The sequence below is a fragment of the Nitrosomonas nitrosa genome (assembly GCF_003051105.1).
Classification (GTDB): domain Bacteria; phylum Pseudomonadota; class Gammaproteobacteria; order Burkholderiales; family Nitrosomonadaceae; genus Nitrosomonas; species Nitrosomonas nitrosa.
Genome location: NZ_QAOO01000001.1, coordinates 192,563 through 217,833 on the forward strand (window position 1 = coordinate 192,563; position 25,271 = coordinate 217,833).

The 25,271-nt window shown below is 46.2% G+C and carries 22 protein-coding genes and 1 CRISPR repeat array; of the genes, 6 read left to right on the plus strand and 16 right to left on the minus strand.

Going from position 1 to position 25,271, the window contains the following annotated elements; translation table 11 throughout:
* Nucleotides 1-3: 3 nt before the first annotated feature.
* Complete coding sequence (locus C8R30_RS00915) at nucleotides 4-1,326, minus strand: MATE family efflux transporter (RefSeq protein WP_107789310.1); 1,323 nt, start codon at nucleotides 1,324-1,326, stop codon at nucleotides 4-6.
* A gap of 185 nt (nucleotides 1,327-1,511) precedes the next feature.
* Here C8R30_RS00915 and C8R30_RS00920 point away from each other — a divergent pair, with 185 nt between their 5' ends.
* From C8R30_RS00920 to C8R30_RS00935, 4 genes are all read left to right on the plus strand, one after another.
* The gene (locus C8R30_RS00920; RefSeq protein ID WP_090666070.1) at nucleotides 1,512-3,959 is read left to right on the plus strand and encodes a Lon protease family protein; all 2,448 of its coding nucleotides are present in this window, start codon (nucleotides 1,512-1,514) and stop codon (nucleotides 3,957-3,959) included.
* An 82-nt stretch (nucleotides 3,960-4,041) separates the two neighbouring features.
* Complete coding sequence (locus C8R30_RS00925; RefSeq protein WP_090666072.1) at nucleotides 4,042-4,575, plus strand: glutathione peroxidase; 534 nt, start codon at nucleotides 4,042-4,044, stop codon at nucleotides 4,573-4,575.
* A gap of 262 nt (nucleotides 4,576-4,837) precedes the next feature.
* Complete coding sequence (locus C8R30_RS00930) at nucleotides 4,838-5,278, plus strand: DoxX family protein (RefSeq protein WP_090666074.1); 441 nt, start codon at nucleotides 4,838-4,840, stop codon at nucleotides 5,276-5,278.
* A 24-nt stretch (nucleotides 5,279-5,302) separates the two neighbouring features.
* Complete coding sequence (locus C8R30_RS00935) at nucleotides 5,303-6,010, plus strand: pirin family protein (RefSeq protein WP_107789311.1); 708 nt, start codon at nucleotides 5,303-5,305, stop codon at nucleotides 6,008-6,010.
* Between the two features lie 168 nt (nucleotides 6,011-6,178).
* Here the strand turns inward: C8R30_RS00935 and C8R30_RS00940 are convergent, their stop codons facing one another.
* The 14 genes from C8R30_RS00940 to miaA form a co-directional block, all read right to left on the minus strand.
* The gene (locus tag C8R30_RS00940; protein ID WP_143068196.1) at nucleotides 6,179-6,481 is read right to left on the minus strand and encodes a hypothetical protein; all 303 of its coding nucleotides are present in this window, start codon (nucleotides 6,479-6,481) and stop codon (nucleotides 6,179-6,181) included.
* A 70-nt stretch (nucleotides 6,482-6,551) separates the two neighbouring features.
* On the minus strand, nucleotides 6,552-7,661 hold the full coding sequence (csm6, locus tag C8R30_RS00945; protein ID WP_090666080.1) for a CRISPR-associated ring nuclease Csm6: 1,110 nt from the start codon (nucleotides 7,659-7,661) through the stop codon (nucleotides 6,552-6,554).
* The gene (locus tag C8R30_RS00950; protein WP_090666081.1) at nucleotides 7,649-8,797 is read right to left on the minus strand and encodes a Card1-like endonuclease domain-containing protein; all 1,149 of its coding nucleotides are present in this window, start codon (nucleotides 8,795-8,797) and stop codon (nucleotides 7,649-7,651) included. Before C8R30_RS00950 ends, csm6 begins: the two co-directional genes overlap by 13 nt.
* 172 nt (nucleotides 8,798-8,969) lie before the next feature.
* Nucleotides 8,970-9,257 (minus strand): CRISPR-associated endonuclease Cas2, encoded by a 288-nt coding sequence (locus C8R30_RS00955; protein WP_090666083.1) that lies wholly within the window; start codon nucleotides 9,255-9,257, stop codon nucleotides 8,970-8,972.
* Between the two features lie 2 nt (nucleotides 9,258-9,259).
* Complete coding sequence (gene cas1, locus C8R30_RS00960) at nucleotides 9,260-10,225, minus strand: CRISPR-associated endonuclease Cas1 (RefSeq protein WP_090666085.1); 966 nt, start codon at nucleotides 10,223-10,225, stop codon at nucleotides 9,260-9,262.
* 9 nt (nucleotides 10,226-10,234) lie between these two features.
* Nucleotides 10,235-10,519 carry a CRISPR-associated endonuclease Cas2 gene (cas2, locus tag C8R30_RS00965; protein ID WP_239654054.1) on the minus strand — a complete coding sequence of 95 codons (285 nt, stop codon included), beginning with the start codon at nucleotides 10,517-10,519 and terminating at the stop codon, nucleotides 10,235-10,237.
* Nucleotides 10,520-10,678: 159 nt separating this feature from the next.
* Nucleotides 10,679-12,254: a CRISPR direct-repeat array (repeat unit 36 nt; unit sequence GTCTCAATCCCTTTTAAATCAGGGCTGTATGTCTAC).
* A gap of 84 nt (nucleotides 12,255-12,338) precedes the next feature.
* Complete coding sequence (cas6, locus tag C8R30_RS00970) at nucleotides 12,339-13,289, minus strand: CRISPR system precrRNA processing endoribonuclease RAMP protein Cas6 (protein WP_107789313.1); 951 nt, start codon at nucleotides 13,287-13,289, stop codon at nucleotides 12,339-12,341.
* A 14-nt stretch (nucleotides 13,290-13,303) separates the two neighbouring features.
* Nucleotides 13,304-14,899, minus strand: a complete 1,596-nt coding sequence (gene csm5, locus C8R30_RS00975; RefSeq protein ID WP_107789314.1) for a type III-A CRISPR-associated RAMP protein Csm5 — start codon at nucleotides 14,897-14,899, stop codon at nucleotides 13,304-13,306.
* Entirely contained in the window at nucleotides 14,892-15,893 is a 1,002-nt protein-coding gene (gene csm4 / locus C8R30_RS00980) for a type III-A CRISPR-associated RAMP protein Csm4 (RefSeq protein WP_239654053.1), read from the minus strand. The genes csm5 and csm4 overlap by 8 nt, the downstream gene beginning before the upstream one ends.
* Nucleotides 15,850-16,581: a type III-A CRISPR-associated RAMP protein Csm3 gene (gene csm3 / locus C8R30_RS00985; protein WP_107789316.1), complete on the minus strand. Its 732-nt coding sequence runs from the start codon at nucleotides 16,579-16,581 to the stop codon at nucleotides 15,850-15,852. The genes csm4 and csm3 overlap by 44 nt, the downstream gene beginning before the upstream one ends.
* Nucleotides 16,582-16,606: 25 nt before the next feature.
* On the minus strand, nucleotides 16,607-17,071 hold the full coding sequence (gene csm2 / locus C8R30_RS00990; RefSeq protein WP_107789317.1) for a type III-A CRISPR-associated protein Csm2: 465 nt from the start codon (nucleotides 17,069-17,071) through the stop codon (nucleotides 16,607-16,609).
* A gap of 75 nt (nucleotides 17,072-17,146) precedes the next feature.
* Nucleotides 17,147-19,816 (minus strand): type III-A CRISPR-associated protein Cas10/Csm1, encoded by a 2,670-nt coding sequence (gene cas10 / locus C8R30_RS00995; protein ID WP_107789318.1) that lies wholly within the window; start codon nucleotides 19,814-19,816, stop codon nucleotides 17,147-17,149.
* A 406-nt stretch (nucleotides 19,817-20,222) separates the two neighbouring features.
* On the minus strand, nucleotides 20,223-20,573 hold the full coding sequence (locus C8R30_RS01000; RefSeq protein ID WP_107789319.1) for a BON domain-containing protein: 351 nt from the start codon (nucleotides 20,571-20,573) through the stop codon (nucleotides 20,223-20,225).
* Nucleotides 20,574-20,649: 76 nt separating this feature from the next.
* The gene (gene miaA, locus C8R30_RS01005; protein WP_204799254.1) at nucleotides 20,650-21,552 is read right to left on the minus strand and encodes a tRNA (adenosine(37)-N6)-dimethylallyltransferase MiaA; all 903 of its coding nucleotides are present in this window, start codon (nucleotides 21,550-21,552) and stop codon (nucleotides 20,650-20,652) included.
* A gap of 189 nt (nucleotides 21,553-21,741) precedes the next feature.
* On the opposite strand from miaA, the gene C8R30_RS01010 reads away from it, so the two are divergent.
* Entirely contained in the window at nucleotides 21,742-21,933 is a 192-nt protein-coding gene (locus C8R30_RS01010) for a twin transmembrane helix small protein (RefSeq protein WP_090666102.1), read from the plus strand.
* Nucleotides 21,934-22,235: 302 nt separating this feature from the next.
* The gene (locus C8R30_RS01015; RefSeq protein ID WP_107783676.1) at nucleotides 22,236-23,945 is read left to right on the plus strand and encodes a cation:proton antiporter domain-containing protein; all 1,710 of its coding nucleotides are present in this window, start codon (nucleotides 22,236-22,238) and stop codon (nucleotides 23,943-23,945) included.
* A 138-nt stretch (nucleotides 23,946-24,083) separates the two neighbouring features.
* Here the strand turns inward: C8R30_RS01015 and C8R30_RS01020 are convergent, their stop codons facing one another.
* Entirely contained in the window at nucleotides 24,084-24,572 is a 489-nt protein-coding gene (locus tag C8R30_RS01020) for a C40 family peptidase (RefSeq protein WP_090666106.1), read from the minus strand.
* Between the last annotated feature and the right edge of the window lie 699 nt (nucleotides 24,573-25,271).

Here is a 25,271-nt window from a genome sequence, read left to right on the forward strand (position 1 = left end):
TAGCTAACCAAAGGTACGCCGCACTCTGCCGGGCAGACGTGCCAATAAAGTAACGCCGCGCATGAGTAGGAAAATGTGTAAGGCGAGCCATAGGCCAGTGTTGGCCATATCTTGCAGCAACCAGTATGCAATAAGATAAGCACCTAATGATACAAGCATCATCAGGCTCATATCTCGCGACCAAGTGGCGCCGATAAATACGCCATCCATTTGGAATGCAAGGACGCCGCTGAGTGGTAGTATTGCGGCCAGCAGTAAGTATTGCGTTGCTTCTGCTTGGACGGGTTCAAGTGTTGTGATGAGTCTGATCAGGTCTATACCAAATAGCCAAAAGACGATCGACAGCAGCATTGCCATGAAGGTGTTCCAGGCAAATGTTAGTCCTAAACCTCGCATGAAGCCTGCACGATAATTGGCACCGATGGCACGGCCGACAATCTGCTCGGCTGCTATGGCGAGTCCGTCCAGGAAATAGCTCGCGATCATAAAAAAATTCATCAGAACGGCATTCGCAGCGAGTGTCAGCTCACCGAAATGAGCACTTTTAGTGGTAAAAAATGCGAATGCGAATAACAAGGCAAAGGAGCGTAGCATGATGTCAACATTGAGATTGGCAAAACGCCATAGGGCATCACGATCGAGTAACTGCGTCCGGGAAGGGCGAGTGTTGCGATCCAGCAAGCGGTAGCAAATGTATAACCCAAGCAATAACGCGCATAATTCGCTAATAACTGTCGCAATCGCGACACCTTGAATACCGAATTCTAGATAAAGTCCCAACGAGATGGAAAGCGCGATATTGCTACCATTGAGGGTGAGCTGAAGCAATAAACCAGTTCGCGCCTTACCGAGACCGACGAGCCAGCCGAGTATTGCGTAATTTGCTAAAGCGAGTGGTGCGCCAACTATACGAATCAGCACATAGTATTGGGCTGCTAGTGTGACCTCGTCGCCTGGTGCCATCAGGTAAAGGCCAAAAGCGAGTAATAGTGGTGAAAACATAGCCAAAACGAGACCGCCAATAATCGCAATGATCAGTGCGCGTATAAATATTGCTTGGATTTCTACCTTGTCTCCTTGGCCTAAAGCTTGAGCGGTCAGTCCCGTCGTGCCTGAACGCAGGAAATTAAATGTAGTAAATATGATATCGATGAGTATGGCGCCTACAGCCAATCCGCCTATCAAAGAAGCTTCACCCAATCTTCCCACCACGGCCGTATCGACCAATCCGAGCAGTGGTGTCGTCAAGTAAGCAAGTGTCATCGGAACAGACAGACTAAAAATGCTGCGGTGGGTGATGATAAAAGGGCGAACAGGTTGAGTCATCGTTATTCAATATGAATGAGATTGTGCAATTCTCGGTGATGCTTCTACAGGCGTCGATAAAAATTGCTTGACCTGCAAAACAGGGGCAGCGTCGATATCATCATGGTAGCAAGTCGCGTTACTGTCTGGAATCGCTATTAAACGAGTACAATTCTGGGTTTCTAATCACAATAAAAAGTCTTTAAATGCCCATTGCTGAATTGAACCCGCAAGCGCTTCGTTTGACGATAGATCCGGATTCACTTGGATTTTCAGATACTTCTGAATTGATCGGTCAGTCACTTTCCTGGATAGGTCAGGAACGTGCCGAGAAAGCTGCTTATTTTGGCCTCGCTATGGAACAACCTGACTATAACTTATTCGTATTGGGCGAGGTAGGCAGTGGCCGGTCTTCGTTACTCCGGGAAGCGATGGTTAAAGTCGCCGCGAACAAACCAGTGCCAGCCGATTTATGCTACCTCCATCATTTTGACCAACCTGAACGACCATTGGCTATGCGATTGCCCGCGGGGCAAGGGCGCTTGCTACGCCAAAAGCTAGCGCAATTATCGAAATATTTGCAAACGGAAATTCCCCGCTATCTTGATAGCCTGGATTTCAGATCGGAGTGCGAACGTATCGAGAAGAAATTCAAACAGCAGGAAACCAAAGCTTTTGCGCTGCTCGATGCGTTTGCCGAGCAACACCATTTTGCCATCCAGCGTGAAGCGGATCGTATGGTATTCACACTGCTAGACCCATCGGGAAAAGTCCTCACCGAAACGGAGGCGCTTGCATTGCCCAAGGAGCGCCGGTTAGAAATCGAGCAAGCCGAACAAGCATTGCAGGCAGAAATTGCACGCTATTTCGAGACAGTCCGTCCCCTGGAGCGGGAAAAAGAGGATACGTTAGCCCAATTGCAGCGTGATAGGGTAAAAGTCGTATTGGAAAAGGAACTGCAGACAATCCGGAGTGCGCTGGAACTATCGGCGGAAGATAGCGATACATTCAATCATTACCTTGAATCATTAGAGATGGATATTCTCGATAATCTATCGCTTTTCAAGGCTGCTGACTCCGAAGATGACAAGCGTAAAGATGAATTGAAATTGCTGCTTACCCGCTATCAGATCAATCTCGTGGTCGATAACCATGAGTTGCAGGGTGCACCGGTCGTCATTGAAGAAAGCCCATCCTTGCGGTCGCTATTTGGGAGTATCGAATATCAGTCGGTGGAAGGGGTGCTTGTCACTGATTTTACGCGTATTCGGGCGGGTAGTTTGCTCAAGGCACATGGCGGGTTTCTGATGCTACATCTTGATGATTTACTCGTAGATAGTTTGGTTTGGGAAAAGCTGTGCCGCTTTCTCCGGAGCAGTTTATTGCAACTTGAAGAGCCTGGCATCACTTCGAGTCAAATGATGGCAGCGTCTCTTGAGCCTGAAGCAGTGAGAGTTCGTGTCAAAATTGTCTTGATTGGTTCGCGCGAGCAATTTTATATATTGCAGGAAGAAAACCCGGAGTTGGCACGGCGGTTTCGTGTAAAGGTCGATTTTGCCGATAGCTTCCTATCCAATCCGCAAAGCCGCCGCGCATCCGCCGTGTTTGTGGCACATGCTTGCCAGGAATCGCGCTTGCCTCATTTTACGGCAGCAGCGGTTGCGCGTTTATTGGAAGAATGTCATCGGGAGAGCAATGATCAATCGCGGCAGAGTGCTATTTTCAGTCGTACTGAAACGCTGGTGCTCGAGAGCGCTGCGCAATGCAAGGCCCATACTGGTTGTTTGGTGGATGTGGGCGATGTCGAAAGTGCGCTGCGCGCGCGCATTCAGCGTCATAATTACCCCGATGAATGCTTGCAGGAATCGATCGCGGATGGTGACATCATGATTACGATCGATGGGGAGAAAATCGGCCAGATCAATGGATTGACGCAAATCGATCTGGGTGATCACTGCTTTGGTGCGCCGGTACGTATTACGGCGCACACTTTTGCCGGCGAGAATGGGGTATTGAATATTGAGCGTGAAGTGGGGCTGTCCGGTCCGATTCATGATAAGGGAATGTTTATTTTACAAAGCTATTTGGCAGCGCTGTTTGCACATATCGCGCCCCTTGCCCTGAATGCTTCCATCGTTTTTGAGCAAGAATACAGTGGTATAGAGGGGGATTCCGCATCCTGTGCAGAATTGTATGCCTTACTTTCCGCGTTATCTGGTATTCCGTTGAGGCAGGGTATTGCGGTGACGGGTGCAATCAACCAACATGGTGAGGTTCTGCCGGTAGGGGGAATCAACGAGAAAATCGAGGGTTATTTCAATATCTGCAAAACCGCTGGTTTGAATGGATCACACGGTGTGCTGATGCCTCGCCGCAACCGAAGACATTTGATGTTGTCACATGAAGTGATCGAAGCGGTTACTCAAGGGTTGTTTCATATCTATACAGCGGAGCATATGGGTGACGGGATCGAATTGTTGACTGGTTATCCTGCCGGAATTACAACGGATACGAGCTTGAATGAAATCATTCATTATCCGCAAGACAGTGTTTTGGGTTACGCGCAAAGAGCTTTACGCGCTTATCGTCTGGCTTGTCAGCATTCGCAGCATCCAAAGACGGAACGTAGACGATTCGGCGTCAGTGAAAGATAGCGGTGCTGACCAGGGCTACAAGTCATGCTTGAGTCAACAATTTGGTTGTTCAAACTGATTGATTTTAAATGGAGGAGAAAAGATGCGCATTGCACTGATATTCATGCTGTTGCTTGCCCCGCCTGTTTTGGCCTGTGATAGCGCTTTATTGGATCAAAATTTCAGGAAACTTGCCAGCTCAGAGACAGTTAATCTATGCGATACCTATTCAGGAAAGGTGTTGCTTGTCGTCAATACAGCAAGTAAATGTGGGTATACGCCCCAATACGATAGTTTGGAAAAACTGCATGCAAAATATGAAAAGCAGGGGTTTACCGTTTTAGGGTTTCCTTCCAATGATTTCATGGGTCAAGAGCCCGGTACGGAAGAGGAAATTCAGGATTTCTGTCGCTTAACTTACGGCGTTCAATTCCCAATGTTCGAGAAAATAACGGTTAAGCCTACCGATGCTCATCCCTTTTATGCACAGCTTGCAGCCGTCTCGGGTACCTATCCCACCTGGAATTTCCATAAATACCTGATAGGCCGTGATGGGAAGCTGATCAAACAATTTAGCCCTCAAACCAAGCCTTTGGATCCGTCTATCGTCGCGGCGATCGAACAAGCTCTGAAATAACCGTCACAAAAATGATCAATGTGGCCAATCTGACTAAAAGCTGGCCACATTGAGAAATAGTGGCTTGTTTGATCGTACCGCTTTTGCCGAGCGATATCGATATAGCGCAGCGAACAGAATGATATTAAAGCTACTCAGTCGATTTTTAATCACGCAAGGATTGTTCCATAATCGACAACAGTCATTCTTATTTTTGCCGACTTAACCTTATGGAAGAACAAGGGTAAAGTAGAACCTCGATTATTCATTTCGGGAGAAAATCATGTTTCAAGCTATTCATAACGTAACGACTCGTTTATTGACGCAACCTACGATTGCTAGCCTGTTATTTCCATTGGCGCGCATATCGCTCGCATTGGTATTTGTAATGGCAGGTTTTAACAAACTGGGTGATGGCTACGATGGCACCGTTCAGTATATGGCGAGCATGGGCGTGCCTGGGTATTTATTGCCACTCGTCATTGCACTTGAAATCGGTGGGGGTCTGGCGCTCATGGCCGGTTGGCAGACGCGGGCTACAGCCGTGTTGCTGGCTGTATTTTCATTGACAACAGGTTATATTTTCCACAGCGCTATCGATGATCCCATGCAAAAAATCTTACTTTTGAAAAATATCAGCATTGCAGGGGGATTATTGATTCTGTCATTGACAGGTGCCGGGCGGTTATCGGTGGATCGTACGCTTTACCGCGATGGCGTCTGATTTCCAAGTGAATAGGAGAGAAACATGTTAGCGCTTAGGCTGGCCAATTCACGCGGTGTGACGCACCTTGAGTGGCTGCATTCACAACATACTTTTTCGTTTGGCAATTATGTCGATCCAGCTCACATGGGTTTCTCGGATTTGCGAGTGATCAACGAAGACCGCGTGCAGCCTGCACGTGGCTTCGCTACGCATTCTCACCGCGATATGGAGATATTTTCTTATGTACTGGAAGGCGCACTCGAACACCGGGACTCAATGGGTAATAGCTCGGTTATTCGTCCAGGAGATGTACAGATGATGAGCGCGGGAACCGGTGTTACGCATAGTGAGCTCAATCCTTCCACACATGAAGATGTGCATTTTTTGCAAATCTGGATCATGCCAAATCAACTAGGCGTACAGCCGCGCTACCAGCAACAGCATATCGATAAGGCTGAAAAACGCGGAAGCTTGCGTTTGATCATTTCGCCCAACGGTGAAAGCGGATCACTCTCGGTCTATCAGGATGCGCGAGTATATGCGGGGTTATTTGACGGCGATGAACAATTCACCTTGCCATTGCCTGAAAACCGTGCTGCCTATGTGCATGTGGCGCGGGGTGCGCTGGAGGTAAACGGATATCGTCTGAAAGCGGGCGATGGTGCAAAGATACTCAATGAATCTCAGCTTTCCCTGAACCATGGCCAGAATGCCGAGGTACTGGTGTTTGATTTGAGATCAGCTGTTTAATCTAAATTTTTGTGTACTGTACCAGGGTGCACAAAAAATTGGGTTAATATCGGTACCAACCTGATCCGTCACATTTTTTACATTCGAGGGAGACAGTACCCTCTCCTTCGCACTTGCGGCATTCTGCTGAGTAGGTTCCTGTTCCTGCACATCGATTACATGCCAATTTTATCTCTGGTTTGAATTTGCCGGTTCCCCGGCATTTTTTGCATATTTGTATGCCCAAAAGACCAGTGCCATTGCATTTAAAGCATAGCTTGGCAGCAACTGTATAAACACCAGTCCCTTGGCACTGGCGACAATTACTTTCGAATGTGCCCGTCCCATCACAAGAATAACATTCAAATTCCCTTTCCCCTGTTCCATCGCAACTAAAGCAGGTTCCATAGCTGTGGAAACTAATGGTATTTTTGAAAATTGTCGAAATCTTTTTGCTGTCACGACGGGCACGTTCACTGTAGTTTGAACCAAATAAAAATTCCCATATTGATTTTAGTGGTAATAGTAAGGGCAGTATTCCTTCTAACTATCAAAGATGCATTCAGAGCACTATCTGTTCAGGCGCGAGTTTCAGTCCATATTTTTTGTATGGTCGCTCGCCAAATGTCTCTATTTGATAGAAACTCGCTTCAAGGGGAAGTTGCTTCTCAAATATACTGTTGATCTTGGCCTTTTTCTCTTCGAAGAATTGCCTTTCGAATCCTTTACTGAGCGCTTGTTTAGTTTTCTCAAAATTAGCTGACATCATCCCGGCTATTTCTGCATACACTTTCAAAAAATCGTGATGATCGGCTTCCTGCCAACGGATTGCACCTTTTCCGGCTGTCATAACGTGTCTGCGCGCTAACCAAAGATAAAAAGCCAGTAATTGAGGAGGTAGGTTGACTGATTTTCCTCCACATCGAACCGATTTATTTGGTAAATCGAAAGCAAGTGAGACAAAATGGAGGCCAGATTGCACACCCTCAATAGCTTCATGGAAAGATACCCGCTTGTCTTGCAGGTCTTGTGGCATGCCCCCGCGCAGCCTGACGAATGGAATATCGGCAAGCATAATCCGCGCGTCGGAAGTGTGAACTGGCCGATTATTCCGGGTGTTCAATACTCTCCCTTGTGCTGGCGGGAAATAAAAATCCTGTAAGGATTCAAAAGGATCGTTTACCAGCACATGCGATAAGCGATCCTGGGTTCTGCCGAATAAAGACAATGCGTATCCTGCAAAAAAACCCATGCTTTTACGTCCACCTGCAATGGATACATGCAAAACGGAAGACTCATCGCTGCAGAAATTGCGGACAAAATGCATAATGTAATCGGCAGCACGCAGGTTATCTTCCGGTGTACGGATATCAGTCAGAGGCTTACCTGAACAATCTTCGATGATATGGATGTATTGTGGTGTGAAAAAAATGTCGTGCAACCCATAATCATTACATAGTGCATGAAATTGTCCGCTCGAGGGATCTAGTAAGGAGAGTCTGGCACGTTCTGCTCCTTCCTCAGTAGAAATAACATGAATTTCCGTAGGAATAAATTTTTCCTCTGCTTGTACGGCAAGCGCATACAATGTCTCTGTCACTACTTGCGGTGTCAGGCCGGTAACTAACAGAAGGATACGACGCGAATATTGCGCCGGGGTCATCTCAACCATGCTTTCAATGCTCCAGGAAGATCACGTAATTGAGCACCGGACACGACCTTCAAATTCATCTGTACCGCCCGGCTTTTATCGGTATCGCTTAAACTGCCTCGAAAATCGACCAACATGGCCTTGGTGCGTAGTCCACCCATTCTGCGCAAGGTATCGAGTTTGTAGAGTGCATCGGTACCGCTGGTTTTACCCATTTTGCCATCCAATGCGAGATTGGCAGATTTGCACTCGATGATATGCAGGGTGTTTTTTAATAGACAGGCAACATCCAGTTCGTTCCGAGTTTTACCATCCGGCGCAAGCACTTCGATACCCATAGCCCAGTCCGTGAGGCCTAATTCCGGTGCTAAGGTGGATAGTGCTTGGAGAACCAGGTATTCTAACCATCCTCCATTGACGAATTTTCGTGCCGTTTCGTCAGGAAATACCAGCGTGTTATCCGTGAAAACCATCATTTTTTCGTTCTTGAACATCGTTATCAAATCATCAAATGCTTTGCTGTCGAGATCGCGCTTATCTAGTGTCGGCGACACGAGTTCACCTGTTCCCTTGGCTTCCACAGCCTGGTTTGCCAACCAGTTAAGTTTACCCAGTGCCTTACCCAGACGCTCGCTTTCATAAGCGAGGCGTTGGACAAAATCACGGATATCTCGGTTGATATCAGGCTTGTTTGGCTTCTTCAGCACGGAATAGCCATGTGCTTCAAGAAACTGTTTAAGTTTGATTTTGGTAGGTAGCATAAGCGAAGCTTGCCGTGTGTCGAGGCGAATGATCTCATCACTCTCGATATTGATATAAAACACCGGTTTCCTCTCCTCTCGGAAAACATCCAATGCCGCCATTGCCATGATTTTTGTGCCGCCAGTTGCATTCAACGCAACACCATTGGTTTGTTTACCAAGCCACTCGGCAAAACATTCCCAGCACTGGTTGTAGTCGTAAGGATTGGAGATCATCAATTTCTCCACTTTTAAGCCTTGCTCTTTCAAAACCTTTTCGAGCCAGCGTGCTTTATCCTGCATATCCTCGCTGATAGCTAAAGTCACCGTAGCAGGTTGGAAATCCGGGTTAATCGCAGGCACGAGGTTAGGTGTCGCCTGGGCGGATACTAAGCAAAGGTGGCTATCGAATCTCATCCAATTCCTCTAGAAAAATTTTTATAGCAATCAGTAACAATAATAACTGTAAGGGCAAAGTATTGTGATAATCGGCAAGCTTGCCATATTGATAAAAAATGCTTAGTTAGAATAAACCTTACAAACCATCACTGTTAGTCGAGATGCCATTACCCTATTGCATTAGTGGGCGCTAGTTTTTCTCAATGGGCAAGCCACTCCAATGTATACCTGCTGGGAGAGTAGCCTTGCCGATACGTTCCTGCAGACCGCGGTTAGGTAGAGGGTAGCAGCGCAAATCATCCGACTTGGGGTCGATCAGGCTACTGATCTCTTCCAGGCAGCGTTGCATGTCACGTTCATGCCCAGTCAGGAGAAAAACGCTCAATTCCAATGGGATTGCATATCGAAGCACTGCCCGATAGACCCGCTGCAAGCGCCGTGCATCGGTGATATCATAGCCAATGACCCAGTGCAGCATCTTCAGTCAGTTTCATGTTTGTCTTTGAAAGTGGAAGGGCTGATCGTTAGCTGATCCATCAATTTCGTGATTTGATCTGCCAGCATTTTGCGTAGACGTTCTGCCAGCTTTTCCCATTCTCCATAAAAGGCAGCACGTGCATTCTTGTTCATGAAACAGCCATTCTCCGATGTCGAGAAAGCTTCCGGCCTAATTATTTCCTTGCGAAAAAGCTGCAATGCAAAGCTATCTACTTCGACTCTGAGAGGTTCAACTAGGTCGCATGCCAATGATTCTCGGCCAAAATCGAGTTGATGATAAAAACCAATGAATGGATCAAGTCCAGCGCCATACAGCGCCAGCACGGCCTCGGTATGCAATAAAGTATAGCTAAGTGAAAGTACGGCATTGAGCGGATCGCGCGGTGGCCTGCGGTTACGCTGACTAAAATTCAGCCGAGGGACTGCGATTGCAGCAATACCTCTGAAATGTGCCGCCGACGCGGCACCTTCAGCACCCCGTAATGCAGCGATGGTAGGTATTTGCATGATGCGCAAAAGTATTTGATCGAGTGTACGCAAGACCAATGTCAGTTCATAGCGATGCTCGAGTACCTGCTCCCGAAGCGTCAATGCATAATCACGCTGACTACTGATTTTCTCGAATACCAAGTTGCGAGAAAATGCCAAGCAGAAAGCAGTATCGCGAGATAATTGATATTGAGCGACTCGTCTGGCTGCATCATTATGTGGTCTGGCTAGCAACATGGTCGGCTCTGCCTTGCGGCCTGATAGAACGATCACACCGATGCCTCGTTCACCCAACTTGCCCAGAACACTGGTTTGCAGGCGGATATCCCCTCGTAGAAATACCCTGGAAAGGGGTGCCATCGGTACCGTTCCAGTTCGGAGGCCATTCTCGCGAAAAACCAGTGCTTCCCCGTCCACTTCCAATTCGACACCTCGTCTATCAACGTAAAGACTCGTCAAAATTACCTCCTAAGTAACGATAAATGGTGTATTGATTGCTCGGGTAACGGCAACACCATAGCAAACCGGTGTCATGCGCGGATCGAGCTGGAAGATATGCACACGATCTTCGACAGGATCGATCAGTTCAATCAGACGCATTCTGACGTCACGCAGCTCCCGTGGGGTTAACCAACATTCAAAAAAAGACTTTTGCCCCCCCGTTTTATAGCCCAACAAAAACTGATGAACTTGTCTTAGCCGCCGTGGGCAACATACGTCATAGCAAATTAAATAAATTGAACGTGAATTCATGGGCATTGTTCTCTGTTCATTCAACCTGATATCGAATCGGTTTTACAAGAAGCGTTTGACTACCTTCTGTTTTGGAATGATCAAGAGTATAAGTGAAAGCAAGAGAGCCAACTTGGCTGGCAAGCTTGCCAAATATCAGTAGTGCTAACTCTGATAAATTACTCAATCCCTTTTAAATCAGGGCTGTATGTCTACAGTGGCTGGACAAGAATGCGAAGGAATTTATTACGTCTCAATCCCTTTTAAATCAGGGCTGTATGTCTACCACATCGCTTGTTTTGATAGGGTTATTTATCTTGGTCTCAATCCCTTTTAAATCAGGGCTGTATGTCTACCCTTGATAGTGAAGCCATTGCGCAGAAATATTTCGTCTCAATCCCTTTTAAATCAGGGCTGTATGTCTACTCGATCAGCTGAAAAACAACAGCATGGCCGTAAGTCTCAATCCCTTTTAAATCAGGGCTGTATGTCTACCTTAATATCTGCAAAAGAGATAACTCCGTACTCTGTCTCAATCCCTTTTAAATCAGGGCTGTATGTCTACGAAAAAATGATAGTAAAGGCGAGAATATTAGCTGTCTCAATCCCTTTTAAATCAGGGCTGTATGTCTACCACCGGTGATCAAAAAATCAACACCCGCATCTGAGTCTCAATCCCTTTTAAATCAGGGCTGTATGTCTACGAAGACTTGAGTTTAATTACGCGCTCACCGGACTGTCTCAATCCCTTTTAAATCAGGGCTGTATGTCTACAGCAGGAAGGATTCGGATAACGAACTCTCAGAGTAAGTGTCTCAATCCCTTTTAAATCAGGGCTGTATGTCTACCATTACCAAAGTCACAAGCCCGTCAATCAACCAAGGTCTCAATCCCTTTTAAATCAGGGCTGTATGTCTACAACATTTTTGAAGCAATCACTCTATCGAAAAAAAGTCTCAATCCCTTTTAAATCAGGGCTGTATGTCTACAAAACGGATCAGTAACAATAAACTCATATAGAGGTCTCAATCCCTTTTAAATCAGGGCTGTATGTCTACGTTGGCAAGGCAAGAACTTAGTAGTATTGGAAAGTCTCAATCCCTTTTAAATCAGGGCTGTATGTCTACAGACAAAGTATGTAGTTGGTGACGTGGTTGTAGTGTCTCAATCCCTTTTAAATCAGGGCTGTATGTCTACTTGTCCTAGAAACCAAAAGAACTAACTAGTAAAGTCTCAATCCCTTTTAAATCAGGGCTGTATGTCTACCCGACGACGATGCTTATATTGAGGAAGTCGACAATGTCTCAATCCCTTTTAAATCAGGGCTGTATGTCTACATTACCAGCTTGGACAATTAAACAACTTTATATCGTCTCAATCCCTTTTAAATCAGGGCTGTATGTCTACAACGCATTTTGAAGATGACACACTAGCAGCAGGTCTCAATCCCTTTTAAATCAGGGCTGTATGTCTACCCTTCGTTAGCAGCGAAGCGATAACGATATGTGTCTCAATCCCTTTTAAATCAGGGCTGTATGTCTACCATTATTGAACGGATAGAAAAACTTGAAGAACTTGTCTCAATCCCTTTTAAATCAGGGCTGTATGTCTACCATGAAAAATCTAGTAAACACCATTACCAAAGTCAGGTCTCAATCCCTTTTAAATCAGGGCTGTATGTCTACACCTGCGATACGGTACGTCAAGAAGGATTGTCTCGGTCTCAATCCCTTTTAAATCAGGGCTGTATGTCTACTCACCATTCCCATTTTTTATATCACATTCAATTGGTTGCCGAGTGAGTTCGCGAGTTTTGAGGGTATGTACAAACATAGGGTTTTTATTCCTCGATAATGCGATATTTACCAAGACCGAAACTGGCTTCTTTGCCGACATGCAGCCATGATCCTAGCCGTAGCAATGACTGGAATGGAGTTAGATTGCCACTCAACTGCCATTTGCCGATACATCCGCCCAATTGCATGGTACGTCGCTGGCGAGATGAATGTCGTGTCCAGTCGCGCCAAGTAAGATGATGATGGCTTGTAATTTGTTGGGCATGCTCAGCCAATTCAGAAAATTCTTCTGTACTATAGAGTCGTTTGCCGCCATGAATTTCAGCGAGCAAGCTGGCTCGCCGAACCAACGCCATCAGCAGGGTGCGCGCAGTGAGCTTGGAAGGCGGCAAGGCGTGTCCATCCTGTTGTAGTCTGAGTGGGGTATCGAATTGTAGTGTGATCCGCTCTGAGGGCGTGCCAGTGGGTAGCTGTGTATGCTGTGGATGATCAAGCAGATGCTGGCCTGGCAGATAAATCGAGCGCAAGATTTCCTGTCCGTCGTTCTCTTCCTCTACGCTGTTCACGCCCAGCAGCTCTGCCGTGCCATCACCCGTACCGACACCGCGCGCAAAGGCCCGCTGCCAAGCCATGATACAGAGTGGTAAATGTTGCTGTACGTACCCAATCAACGTGAAACCAAAAGAAAGCATTTCGCCTGGTGCATAATCACGTGTTCCCCAGGTAGGCGGTTCAATCACATAGGGAACGGGAACGGTAGAGATATTTCTCAATGAAGTTGTTTCTGGTTTGAGAGGCTCAAAGATGGCAGGGTAGGGGCACGTGCGTCGAAGCGGGCAACCCTGGCAGTTTTTTGCGTGGGTAACGCAGGCCAGCTGCCGCAATGCGCGCCCAAAAACACCGCGTAAGGTGGAGCCAGCATAGTCTGGTAAACGTAATAGGCGTGTGATTTCGAAATCGAAGCGATAACGGGCGAGGGGGTAGGAAGTGATCATATTGTGAAAAATTCCTATACTTGTCCGCGCAAGGCAGCCAATTTGAGCTGTTTACGCAGGTCTTTGCTATCTATATTCATGAGCTGAGCAGCCCGGTCTTCGAGCATGGCGGCCAATGCTTTTTTTTCTTCTTCGCTCCAATCGGGGTTTTCCAACGCATGCAGGGCAAGTTTCTTAATTCGGCTATTATAAAAATGATTGCCCTTATCTATTTTACGACCTGTTAACAGACGTTTGTCGATTTCGTCACGCAGTTGTGCAATTTGTCGCATGTTTTCAGTCATGCTGGCCAGTTCAGCCTCTTTGGCTTGCGCTGCTTCTTCTTTGATGCGGGCAGCCTCTGCGGCTTGCTGACGTTTTTGCTCTGACAACATTTTAATAGCTTGCTGCTGTTGGCGTGCTTGTTCTACTTGCTCAAGCCGCTCCATCTGCTTCTCGCGCAATGTGTCTGTGTAAGGCCGGACTTTGTTGCGTGCGGCGATGGAAAGATACTGGTATTCATCCTGGCAGGATTCGACCCATAACCAGCCGAAAGGCAGTAGTCCGCTTATCGCTTGTTTGCGTTCGCTAGCAAAGCGTTTCTCGGTGGTTTCGCTGCGGTAAGAGGGCGGTGCGCCTTTTTTGCCTTGGATTTTGATATGGCGTATATTATTCAATGTTACTGATTCCGCACCGGAATGCTTACCAACGCGCAATAGAAAACCCTGGCAGTTTGCGCGCAGCTCACCAAATTCATTAACAAGCAAGTCACTCACTGTGTGTTGCCACTCCGTATCGAGCATGCTGGCAAGGTGCGTATGTACAAGCTCGGCCTCGAGTTGTGGCCAGTAGAAGGCATTGCAGGCATCGCAAAGCGTTTGCCAATTTAGCTGACTTTTATCATCTCTATGGATACGGATCTCGCTAATGAAGGCATCGGCTAGCAAGCCGGGAATAGTTTCGAGAAAAACGCCAAGTTCGGCTTCTTTTAATTGACTTAGCTTTTTTTTCTTACTGATCGCATAGAGGATATGAGTCGGTGCATGCTCATCGCTAGGGTGAGCATCCGCGATATGCAAATAGCGGAATGGGTCTTCTTGAAATGATTCAAATTCCAGTAATTTTTGTTCGAGTTTACGGGGGGGATAACGTTCATCGATTTTCTCAAGTCGTTGCAATGGTTTTCTGCAATTGATTCTATCGAGCCAGGCAGTCCGGATGCTGCCCTTGAGCGAACTACCGGGTAAGTAAGGAGAAAAATCGATAGGCCGGTAGGCGGTGCGCGCGATTTGAAATTGATTTTTATTGTCGCTCTGGCCGGCCATTTGTTCATAGGTTTGTGCAATTTCATTTGCCACGCCAACAATATGGCTGGCGAGTGAAGCGAAGTCTTGCCGGTTCGATTTGAAAAACCGCTGGATAGTGTCGAGTGTATAACATTTTCCGAGTTCGTCACGACGCTTGTCATCCAGCACATCGGCCAAAACAGCCATATCGAGATAGTGCAACAAGTTATCCTTGATCACGAAATTGGTCGGAATATAATCCTCATCGCAGCCGATATGGATCGGCGATAAGGGTGTTAGGGTAATGTGCCGGTGGTCGACTTTATTATCGTTGTCGTTAATCATACAGATTCCATTTTAAATTGACTACGGGCGCATAACCTTGTTGCACGGTAGCGGGCTCGCTAAGGGAAAGTTCGCCGTTACCACCCAGACCTTGGCCGATAAATAGCGTATCCGTAGGTTTAGCTGCTGTAAAAATGGCCCCGGTAGCCGCTAGTAGGACAGGGTTCTTGAAAGGATTGGATGCGAGCGCGTGATGGCTGCCATGCCGACCAAAACGGGTAATCACGCGCCAGAAGCTATTATCGGCGTCGAATCCCAGTCCTTGTGGCGCACACGGTGCGAGCGTCCAGAAAGCGTTAGCTTTGCCGGGTGACACTGTACTAGCAAAACGGTAAGGCTCGATCGCGTCGATACTGAATTTACCCAACCCGATACTGGCGTCACGGCCATAACCATGTATGCCAATCATCTGTAGCAAGCTTCTTAGCATTTCGATTGGTAGGCGGGATTCATCCAACACCAAATAAAGATCAATCAATTGATTTTGTGCAAAAAATATTTGCCGCTGAGTATAAGGTGCAAATTCACCAGTACCAGTGGTGCCTGTGATTCGATTGAGCGTGTTATGGGCTTGGACGCTTTCCACAGGTTTTTTTGCGTAAGCTTCCTCGTCTGATTTGGCTTCCGCTAGCATAGATTTGAGTGGTTTGCCAACAGCATCGAGAGGAATCCAGCGTTTATGCTTGAGCGCTTTGCGGTCTCCTGCATTTGGAGCGCCGTCGAACAATTGGGGCAAAGTAGGTTTTGGCAGGAAACCTTGCGGAAAGCCATCTGAGACAACCAGCCATGGATTGCCAGTGGTGTAACCGGTGAGCAGTCGTTGTAATTCAGCTTCACCCAATTGCTCACGCACTGCCCAACAGCATTGACCAAACAGGGTGTCGCCTGCTAATGGTGTACCCAAAGCGGTATGCAAGCACAACCGGGTGCGATAGAGGGTGTGAGCCATATCAGGCAACCCCGACCATGCTGGCAAAGGGCTGAATCTGGTCAAGGCGTGCTTGCAGCGGCTCGTCATCCATTTTTAAATCAAGGAATCTGATCTTGCCATAACCGCGCGAACCGGAACCGCCAAGGCTGTCGTGTTCCAGCAGTTTGAGACCATCCAGCACGATATTCAACAGGTCTTCATCATCATGTACTTTGAGGCTCAGCCGGAAGTCGAATTGTGCGCCTGCCACTACGCGCTCGGTCTGGCGGATTGCACCATTTGCCGCAACGCCTTTGATACGGTCGATGCTATTTTCTGTTTTGGCCTCGGTTGCAGAAGTATGCTCACCCAAATCCTCTTTTTTCCATTTTTCATTTAATAGGCAATCCCAGAATGCTAGGCGGGTTGGGCCAATTTTGTTTGCAATTGCGTCTGTATTACTCCCCGGTGCGCCGCCGAACAGCTTAAGCAGGTCGCGTGCTTGTGGCGTGTCAATATCTTTTAAATGTTGGAATGAGAACGGCTTGCCACCAGTTATGATTGGATCAACCAGACCAAACCGCCATTCAAGTAAGCTGCGCATCTTGCCTTTAAGCGATGAACCAGGAATATAAGGCAAGCCGGAGACCGGGTCTTTGATCACGGTATTATCGATGCCGCCGATGCGCATTTCGCTATCGCCGCCACCGATATGGAGGCCGGATTTGAGTTCGATTATGCCTTTGATTTGCAGGATACGGGTCAATTGCACTTTTTCTGTCCTTTTTAAATGATGTTTAGCCGCGCAGGCCTTTAAGAAAACCGAGCATTGCTTCGAAATGCAGTTTGAAATGATTGAGCGCCTGAGCGTCGGTGGAGGCCTTGATGCCCTCCTTGAACCAGTGTTCAAACTTATCCCCTACAAGTTTGGGTTTGCGTCCTTTTGCATAAGCAACTTTTGCATTCATCATGCGAAGAAAAGGTTCAAACTTTTTGAATGCTTCCTTATCTTTGATACGTTGTTGCCAACTGACCAATTCATCATAAAAGTGGCGGATTTGAGTGGATTTGTTGCAGCTACCCACTTTGCCTTCTTCTGCTAATTCGGTTGCCACTTCTTCTGCCCAGGTATCGAAAAGCTCGCCCGGTACAGTTTGAAAAGCAGTTACAAATTTTGAGGAAATATCATTGATTCTTGAGTCGCTCAATTTCTGAGTGTTATTTTTTTCAACGGAAGCTTTTCCCCGATTTGAATAGGACATATTCGATCTCCTTAGCTTTATTTTGATGTTATTTTATCGATTTCTTTGGAACTGTCTTGACTGGCAAGCTTGCCATTACTCCCGATTGCTATAAAGCAGAATGGATAACGGCAATCGATAAGCACCTTGATGGTCGTCGAGCGCATTGGCAAATTCCTGATTGATTGCTTCCTGCAACTGTTTGCGCCGATTGTTGGTATTTGCGTCGCCGTTTGATTTGATCCGATCACCGATGAATCGGGCAGTCCGATAAACAAGCTGTGAGCGCCACAAACTGTCTTCAGGCTTTCTTCCAAGTCTAGCGCGTTCGGCTTTGTCTGCAAGTTGCAGCAGGTCGTAGAGATAGCCGGTAGAGAGTTTGGCTCCATGCTCTTCGGCTTGCGCAAGCAAATCCTGGAGTTGATTGGTGCACTCGGTCAGCAGCGCATGCCAGTCCTGCCAGCTTACGGTTTGGCTCCAAAGAGTGACGGCATTCTTGGATTTGCCTGCTTTGTTCTGATATGCCTTGGATTGTTCCAGAGCTGCTTCTGCCGATCGTGCCAGATGCCGTGCAGGAACTTTAGGCTGGGTCATGCTTAAACCTGCAGAAAAGGTGATGCCTGGATTGACGACGTAGTGCTCGAAGTGCTTTTGCATTTCTCCAGCCAGTGTGATGGTCGAATGCCACGGGCCGATCAAGAAGAAGTCATCCCCACCGGCAAATACAGTATAGGTGTTGCAGTAGCGGTCGACATCTTTGCTGTCCTTACCGTGCTCACAGAACCAGGGTAACCACATGGCAAAAAACAGGTTGACTTGACGTGAAAGTGACGCCCATTTCGCGAAAGTAGGTCTTTCCAATCCCTTTTGGAAAAGCATGCCGAGATTGTCAATATCGCCCTTGAGCGTTACCAGCGCGATTTCTCCACGCCACTGCCCATTTTCTTTAAGTTGACGGTCCTCGCAGGCTAGGTGATGCAAGGTTTTGATTGGATATTTCTGATCGAAATCCACCTCATCCTGCCAACGTCCGTATTTGTCTGAAGTGGCTTTGTCAGCTTGATCGAAATATGGCACATAGGTGTTGACGAATCGTTTGGCGAAGCCATCAAATACTTTGCCGTCTTCATCGGATGGGCTGAAATCCCAGCAGCGGATCAGTTTGTGCGCTTTCGCCAATTGACCGTAATGGCCGGATGCATCCGCATCATCCACAAAGGTAATGCGCCAGTCAAAGTAATCCAATCCCAGCGATTTGTGTTTTAGTGAATCAGCATCACGGCTGATCAATACTCTGGCGCGCTGGGTGAGCGCTTTACCGATTTCAATTTGATCCCGGGCGAGATGGCTAACAGCATAACCAGGGGAACCTGATTCAGCAGGATAACGACCTTCAGCAGGATAACGCCCATTGATTTTACAAACTCCAAGTTCGCTATTGAATCGGTGCAGAAAATCGCTGAATATGACTGGGCTTTTGGCATTGCAAAGATCGAAGCGCCGGAGTTTGGTTATATCCAGCGCTTCGAACAGACGTGTGGTGAGTTCTTTGAAGCGCTTCTGTGCGAAATCGTTGCAACTGGCGGGTGTGACCGCTAACCCGATGCCGATTTCACCATAGGTATGTCGAAGACACCAGTCATTGAATGTGCGTCGGGCATTTTCAACAGCTTCATGTGCTTGAGCAGTATTAGGCGCAACAATCAAAAATTTACCAGCGGCGTTGATGATTTGGCTGGTAGGCGGCAGTGACAATTTATCCAGCAGCGTAAGTGCGGCGCATTCGGTCAGCAGGCTCACTTGAAACGAGCGGCCGCGCAATAGCTTGTGCGCATGTTTGTTGGTTTCGCCACCTTCAGCGAAGATGAAGTTCTGAATGCCAAAGAAATCGCCTTGAATGAGCAAGAATTTTTCTTCATCCCAGCCATTTTTTAGATCGGCAACGGTTTCCTTTCCTTGCTCGTGATGCCAACGCCAGAGCGCAGCAGCGAGCGCCGCAGTTGCTTTGGAATGATCGTACAGTGAGACTTCTGGTTTGACACCAAAGGCAGTAGCAGCGGGTATGGCATGGCAAACGGTCAGCCACAACGCATCGAAGTGATCGAGCCAAAGGGGCAAATTGGCGCAGTGTGAAGGTGGAATTTGTTTCAAGCCATTCAGCAATGCATCCCATAGCCGATGGTATTGCGCGCGGGCGGTGGCATCGTCGTCCGGCGTGCAATCGGATTGAGGAAACAGAGATTGGGGTGAGAGCAGTTCCAGCGGATAACGCCATGCGAGCATTCCCTCTTCAATTTCACCTTTGTCGATCTGTTCGAACAGGGTCAGCAGGCGTGCGCGGTAATGATTATCACGTTCCCGAACGCTGTTATATTGCTTATCGAATTCATCGCGTTCGAAACCGGAAGCGACTCGGTCAGCAGTCGCCACAACCCATTGCAGAAAGGTGTCTGGTTTGTGGTGTGCCGCTGCAGCATTAACTACCGAATCAGGCAAATTGGCGTCAGTTTCAATCGATACAAATGGCGGGCAGTTTCCCCTGAGTTCGGGGAAGTGACCAGTCGCTTCGATTGCATCCCAGGCGATACCGGTGTAGGCCGCATGGATATGACTATGATAGCCACCATTATCCTGCCAAGGACAGTAGAGAGTTTTATGTGCATCAAGCCGTCCTTCATGATCGATATTGGCACGTTCGGCAAGTTTGCCTAAATCGTGTAAATAAGCGCTTAGTGCAACACGGGTTGTGGCATCGAGTAAGTTCATGTGTTTTGTTCTTGATTATTTTTGTTACAAAAAAGTATCTTTTATTTTAATAATTAGATTTTGCCTTTCATTGAGTGAATATATGGTTTAAAAAGGCTTATTTAGTGTGTTATTTGTGGTTTGCTAAGTTAATTGAACTAGTCGATGGAAGCAATTTTGGCAAGCTTGCCAATAGTATTAGGATATGCAGGTACCGATATATCCAGAGTATCCGGTCTGAGAGTAGTTGAGCAGTCTTTTCAAACAAAAATATGGAGGGTTGTGTAGCTGGAAATTAGACATCGCTCAACCTTGGACAGATTGAGCGATGCTATTGGCATGATATTAGAATGAAACTGTTGAGTTGCTATTAAGCTATAAAACTCATTATTGAAGAGTGCTGGTGTTTTGCCTACAGATTATCGGCTTATAGATCACCCTTGGTGCGAATTTGATTGTCCACTTTCTTGACACCGTCAACGAGCCAAGCTTGCATAACAACTTGATCGACTAGAGTGGGGTTGTCGACCATACCAATGATCGTGATCTCACCATTCTTTACATCGATGTTGAGTACCAGATCTTTCAGATTGGGGTCTGCAGATAATCTTGATTTGAGATTGTTAAGAATCGAATTGTCGTCGTAATGCGGTCCTTCGGCAGGTGTAACCCAGGACTCATGGACGCGTTCCGAGTCACCGCAACCGGTTATGGCAATTAGACTGAAAATACTTACACAAAGACAGATTGCCGTTCGTACCTTGTTTTGAAACTTCATATGATTTCTCCTTACAAGTTGTTTCAATATTATAGTGGGGAGGCGTCGCTTAAATGTCAATGAGACGATATGTCGCTCAATTCGTGGTTCTTAAATAAGCGATGATTTGGTGAGATAAGTTTTGATCGAGGCAATCGAAGACTCGATAGTCTGTCATGCTGCGTAACCAGGTTAGCTGCCGTTTGGCTAGTTGCCGTGTTGCTGCGATACCCATGTCCTGCATTTGTGTGAAACTGATTTGGTTATCCAGATAGCTATAAACCTGCCGGTAACCGACGCAACGCATGGAAGGCGTATTGGCATGGATGTCATATCGATTTCGTAGCGAGCGTACTTCCTCGATTAATCCCATTGCGATCATTTTTTCAAAACGAAGGTGAATGCGTTCATGTAGCACTTTACGGTCACTGGGTAATAGCGCCATGCTGGTCAACCGATAGGGCAGATGTAATGCTTTGGGTTCTAAAATGATCGCGGACAGTGGTTTACCTGTCAAATAATAGACTTCCAATGCGCGCTGGATGCGCTGGCTATCATTCGGCTCAATACGAGCCGCGCTGAGGGGATCAACTTTTTGCAAAGTTTCATGCAGGCTTGGCCAACCCTTTTCATCAGCCTCCATCTCGATGTTTTTACGTACATGCTCATTTGCAGAGGGAAGTTCGGAGAGCCCTTCTTTCAAAGCTTTGAAATAAAGCATAGTACCGCCAACTAATAACGGAATTTTCCCTCTGGTTGTGATGTCATTCATTTTTATGAGCGCATCTTCGCGAAATCGTGCTGCTGAATAATGCTGGTCTGGATCGATTAAGTCGATAAGATGGTGAGGTATAGCGGCTTGTGTTTCTTTGTCAGGCTTAGCGCTGCCTATATCCATTTCTCGATAGACTTGGGCCGAATCGACGCTGATGATTTCAACAGGAAAATGCCGTGCTATTTCAATGGCAATATTGGATTTCCCACTTGCTGTTGGCCCCATCAGGAGTATGGCAGGCGGGTATTTTTCTTGAATGTGCTTATTCACTATACAGATAAGTGATTGGTTATCAGTTACAATACATGAGCAGAGCCTAAGCAAAAGCTAAACTATGAGAGTAAAGATAGTCGGCATTGCAGGCGGCTCGAAAATCGCTGTAGGCAGGTTTCCAACATTTAATAGGAAGAAAAATTGAAGATTTTCGCCATCTTACTATTGTTAATAATACTATACAGTCTTGGCTCCGCGCTTTATTACATGCTGAAAGATCAGGGGAACAGTACCCGCATGGTCAAATCATTAACGGTGCGGATCGCGTTGTCGATTATCCTTTTTATTATATTAATGGTTTCGACCTATATAAATTATATTTATAAGGGCTGATTGCCCGTTTTTTACCCCTGGTATTTGGGTAACATCAATAAATATTGAACTCCAGCTATTTCTAATTTTTGGCTGATGCCTCCTTGTCCTCATTTTCTAGAGAAATTAATGAGGGTGAAGTGGCAGAAACCTCTGGAAGTAGCGTGATTTATTTAGCCTTAACTCCATATTGTTCGTCAGCGATTGTCAAAGACTGACGGCATCTGGTGTGCGTTGGAGAAGTTAGCCAAGTTACGAGGTGCTTTAATGCGGCAATCCACTACGAAATGATATCCATAAATATCAGTTAGGTTTACAAGAAAATGCCGCATAGCACGATTTTGATTGCAACGATCGCTGTTAGTCTCGGTCTTGCGCTTATTTTTGGGTTGATAGCCCAACGATTAAAGCTACCAGTATTAGTAGGCTATTTGATAGCAGGTATGATCATAGGGCCGTTTACGCCTGGGTTTGTTGCAGATATCGAGTTGTCAAATCAGCTTGCGGAAATTGGGGTCATTCTGCTGATGTTTGGTGTAGGTTTACACTTTTCATTGAATGATCTGCTGGCAGTGAGACGTATTGCCTTGCCGGGGGCGATAGCGCAGATTGTAGTGGCAACTGCAATGGGGACGGCGGTTGCAGTTACTTGGGGCTGGAGCATAGGAGCCGGGATCGTATTTGGCTTGGCGCTTTCGGTTGCAAGTACAGTTGTACTTTTGCGAGCCTTGGAGCAGCGGGGGTTACTTAAATCTATCAACGGTAGGATTGCAGTTGGTTGGTTGATCGTTGAAGATTTGGTGGTCGTATTGGTGCTGGTATTATTACCACCCTTTTCTGCTGGTTTTGCTGGCGGGACTGAGGAAGTTTCCAGCATGCAGTTATTGATCAGCCTCGTGATTACTTTAGCGAAGGTGTCGGTATTTATTGCATTCATGCTGATTGTAGGAAAAAGACTTTTTCCTTGGCTATTGTGGCATGTTGCAAGTGCTAAATCGAAAGAGCTTTTTACGCTTTGCGTTATTGCCGTTGCGGTTGGGATTGCGTATGGTGCTGCGGTTTTATTTGATGTCTCTTTCGCATTAGGTGCGTTTTTCTCGGGTATGGTAATGCGGGAATCAAGCTTGAGCCACCGCGCTGCGCAAGAGTCCTTACCGCTCAGAGATGCTTTCTCGGTATTGTTCTTTGTTTCTGTTGGCATGCTCTTCGATCCAAATATCTTAATTGAAGAGCCACTGCATGTACTCATCGTGGTAGCAATCATTATTTTTGGAAAATCGCTGGTAGCGTTTATTTTGGTACTGGCTTTTCGTTACCCACTCAATACGGCGCTTACAGTTTCGGTCAGTCTTTCGCAGATTGGCGAACTTTCCTTTATTTTAGCTTCTTTGGGTTTGTCATTAGGGCTACTTCCCCTTGAAGGATACAGCTTAGTATTAGCCGGAGCATTTATTTCAATTACGCTCAATCCCCTAGTATTTAGATCATCCGAGCCCATCCAGAATTGGATTCGTGCTCGTTCCAGACTTGCTCGTAAACTTGAGCGTTCAATCGATCCGCTTGCTGAGCTACCGACCGCAGTTGCTTCCGATTATGTGACCAACCATGTGGTTATTGTCGGCTATGGCTCCGTAGGTAAGCGTATTGGAGAGATACTGGCTCAGAAAGATATCCATTTTGTTGTGGCTGATCATAATCGCGAGGTGGTCGAGCAATTACGCAAGCAAGGAATACATGCAGTTGCAGGCGATGCCAGTGATCCTGCTGTATTGATTCAAGCACATATTTCCCGGGCAAGTATATTAATCGTCACTGCTTGTGATGCACTGCGGATACGGCAAATGGCGGAGACGACTCAAATACTGAATCCACAAGTGGAAGTGCTGGCAAGCACTTATGATGTTGAAGATGCTGTTCGATTGCAGAGAGAAAATGCTGGTACGGTGTTTTTGGCAGATCAAGAGCTTGCAAATAACATCTCGCAGCGTGTATTACAAAAATTGGAAAGCCAGGATGAAGATCATAAAAATTAGGCCATTATGTCAATTTACAGGCAACGAGTAAGAAGCGCGATTTAAAACGTGCTTCTTACTACAACAATAAGCGGATAACAATCTGCGAAAAATTTTAACTATTTGGATATTCAAATCGAATTCTTCGCTCAATCAAACCTAAATCCTCACGGATTTCCAGTATCGAGTTCTCCAATAATTGTTATCTAAACGGGATATCGTAACGCCTTTAGTGGTTGAAGCATGGAGGAATTTTCGATTCTCTAGATAAATACCAACATGCCTGGATGACCTGCCCGTTCTAAAGAATACTAAATCACCTGGTTTTAGATCATTTTTGTGTATCGTTTTACCTATTTTGGCTTGTTGGTAGCTGGTTCGAGGCAGGCTGATACCAAATCCCGATTTGTAAACGATTTGAACAAATGCTGAACAATCTATACCATTCCTGCTGGAGCCTCCCAATTGGTAGCGGACACCTTGCCATTTTCTGTACTTCTCATAAAGTGTCTCTTTTGCAATATTGGGATTTACTCTGCTCTGCTTGCTAGGTTGTTGTTTAAATTGCTCTTCTTTCTTTACAACCGACCCGCAACCTGCGACTAAACATCCGTAAATACATAAAATGACAATGTTCTTAAACGACATGGTTTTAATTTATGCTTACATAATGTACTAATTTACAGTATACCAAGAAATGAAAAATGTGGGAAATTCGTTGAGCGAATGGTAAGTTAATCCGAAAATTTCATAAAAATCCAAGTTTTTTGCCACCTAAACTCTTGTGCCCCATAAAAGTCAGAAACTTTTGATTTGTTTTTGAGCAAAATAGGGTGAGTCTTGAACAACAATTAATATTATCATCATATATTTATATGCTAAATCTCTTTTTTCCAACTTTCTATACCTAAAATTTAGGGGGTGAAAATAAGGCAACAGATTTATAAATATTTCTATGGACTGCTGCGGGCAGTAAAAATAGCTATAAGCCTTATTTTATGCGGGCCGATGACCTATTACGGGCTGATAAAAACGCATACTTGGCACTGGTATTCGCCACATGATGTACATTAAACCTGCATGGTTACTAGAAATGCCATTGTATGCCTATTGGATGTACCCCCAAATGTTCCCCCATTTTTTTTACAGGATTTATAACTATTTCTGTGGACTGCTGCGGATAACTAGAAGGGCTTAAAGCCTTATTTTATGAGGGTTTGCGGACTATTACGGACTGATAGAAACGCTTGTGTGGCGGAGAAGGCGTCCGCCTAACCCACTTTCTACCCTTGTCTACCTACATCTACCTACGTACCAAAAGCCCATATTTAAAGCCACTTTACAGAC